A 2579-nucleotide genomic window follows, 5' to 3' on the forward strand; every position below is an offset into this window, starting at 1 on the left:
GCCCTGCCCCGGTGGTCAGGGCGAGTAGAGCGAGCGGGATATTGAGGACCTGGTCAACGACGTGCATGAGCTCATATGCGGAGTGCCGAAGACCGGCATCGGCCGCTGCGGTCGAAGCCAGGACGAGCTGCGCGAACGCCACGCCATTCCAGCCGACACTCACCAGCACATGCACTGCCAACAGGGCGGTGCGCATTGGTTTACGCAGGTAGCGGTACCGCTCGCGCATGGTGGCGCCGGCCGCCGAGGCGCCGGCCGGCGGGGCCACGGCGGGTACGGGATTCCCGGAATCGGCTGTCTGCGCAGGATCGACGGTCGGCTCCGAATCGCGCGGTGACGCCGGGTTTGCCGGTGCCGCCGGACCGGCAGGCGTCGCGCTGGCGGCCAGGTCGGTGCCGGCAGCTGGGTCCGTGCTATCAGCTGGGTCCGTGCTGTCCGTGGTCTCGAGCGGCGTCGAACCGGCCGCGGTGGGCACCGGTCCGGCGGGGGATGCGGTCATGTGGACGTCTCGGGCAGATTCATCGTCCGATTCTCTCCGTCACTGGATCATCAAGTGAGACGATTGTCAGGCGTCCTGGGCTGGCTCTCCGAGTAGCGGATCGAAATAGTACAGCCAATCGGTTGGCCCGGTCTGGCATAGGTGACCAGAAGCTACTTCCACAATTTAAATGCAACCGCATCCGGACCGCGTTCGGATCATGGTATAGAAAGACTGATCATCGGTGGTGTGGGCTTTCCTGCGCCGCCACCTTCACGTCTGGTCGATCGACGGCTCGACCCGTGCGCAATCCACGCGCACGGGACCGGTCCACTCCACAGCGGCCCGCGGAGGGCGGCCCGCGGAGGGCGGCCCGCGGAGGGCGGGCCGGTCAGGCTGGTGGGATCCGAATCCCTGACCCGAGTCAGGGATTCGGGATCAGGGATTCGGGGTGGGACCGTCCGGTTCGGTCTGCTCGGCGAGGAAACGCTCCAAGGCCTCGCCGAGTTCGTCGGCGGTCGGCAGCGGCTGGACGTCGTCCGCGGCCGGCAGGCTCGGCCCGCGCCGTCCGCGCTGGTAGGCGTCGTACTGCTCTTCCAGGGCGCTGACCAGCGCGGCGGCCTCACCGCCCCCGGCGATCTGGCTGTCGACCTCGTCCTGGATGGCAACCGCGGCGGAGCGCAGCCCGTCCAGCGGGAGCAGGAGCCCGGTCGCCTTCGACACCGAGGTCAGCAGGACCTCGGTGGCCGCCGGATAGGTCGTCTGCGCCAGGTAGTGCGGGACGTGAGCGGCGAAACCCATCGCATCCCGGCCTTCCCGCCCGAGCTCGAATTCCAGCAGGTGGCCGGCGCTGCCGGGGACCTGTAGCCGGCGCAGCCAGGGCTCGTACCCCACGATGAGGTCCTTACGGGTCGCGTACGCGCTCACCACCGACGGGCGGGTGTGCGGCACCGCCATCGGAATCGCGTTCAGCCCGACCGTCAGACGGACGCCGAGCCGGGCCACGAGGCCTCGCAGCGCCACCGTGAACCGCTTCCACTGCAGGTCTGGCTCGGGCCCGGCCAACAGCAGGAACGGAGTGCCCGCCTCGTCCCGCAACAGGTACAGCGCGAGGACGGGATCCTCGTAGCTTTCCCAGCGATCCTCGGAGAAGACCATGGTCGGCCGGCGGGACCGGTAGTCGAGCAACTGGTCGATGTCGAAAGTGGCGAGCAGCTGGTGGTCGAGCGCGGTCATCAGGTGCTCGCCGGCCAGGCTGACCGCGCTGCCAGCGTCGACCACCCCGGTCATCGCCTCCAGCATGACGGGACGGCCGAGATCGATCGAACCGCCGGCCAGGTCCTCGGCAAGATCGTAAAGTGCATCGGGATCAAGCACGGGTTGAGGTCCTCCTTACGCCACGGGTCGCGTCCGTCCTCAGGAAGAAGCGTGGCGCGCGCCTCCTCATTCCACCGGCTTGTTCCACGGGCCTGTCGCGGCCCGGGGGTGCCAGCGAGCCTCGTCACACAGGCGATGCGACAATTTTACCGGTAAGGAGCGATTCGCCGGTGGGTGATGACGGGCTGTTATCTCAATCCCGCTAGGCTGCCAGGAACGCTCCGGGGCCGGATCTGCCGTGGTGACCAGGCCCAGCGGCCTAAGGTGGCCGGACCCGACTGAGCAGGAACCCGACTGGACGAATCGGCGTGGTGTGTCCGGTCGTCATGCACATCCGCGCGGCGGAAGGCGGCACGGGATGATCGAAGCGCAGGGATTCACGGCCTCACCGGGGCATCCCGACCTCGGACGGCCTGGTAGCGGTCTGGACGCCGTCGACGTGCGCCGGATTGAGGCCGTGTGCGCGCCGAGGGTCTCCTCGCCGGCCTGTTCGACGGCCTTGACGAGGCGGCGGCCCTCGTCGATCTGGTGGCACGGTACTGCGTCTTGGACCACGCGGCGCTGCTGATCGCCGTGGACGACTTCGAGGCCGCGCTCGCGGCGTTGCCCGCTCTCGGAGTGCGGCCGAGCGCGCTGGTGCCCAGCGTCATCGTGAAGGCCCGGCTGGCCGAGCGCTACGCGGTGCGCGCAGAGCTGCTCGACGTGCGTCTCACCCACGCCGCGC

At 69.0% G+C, this 2579-nt stretch carries 1 protein-coding gene and 2 pseudogenes; 1 reads left to right on the forward strand and 2 read right to left on the reverse strand.

The window, feature by feature from the left end; translation table 11 throughout:
* Window positions 1–268, reverse strand: a pseudogene (locus AC08ON_RS14200) (hypothetical protein); the annotation flags it as partial.
* 648 nt (window positions 269–916) lie between these two features.
* Entirely contained in the window at window positions 917–1855 is a 939-nt protein-coding gene (locus AC08ON_RS14205; protein WP_476607987.1) for a proteasome assembly chaperone family protein, read from the reverse strand.
* A 459-nt stretch (window positions 1856–2314) separates the two neighbouring features.
* On the opposite strand from AC08ON_RS14205, the pseudogene AC08ON_RS14210 reads away from it, so the two are divergent.
* A pseudogene (locus AC08ON_RS14210) lies at window positions 2315–2579 on the forward strand (hypothetical protein); the annotation flags it as partial.

This window comes from Frankia sp. CoWAU3, assembly GCF_977971855.1.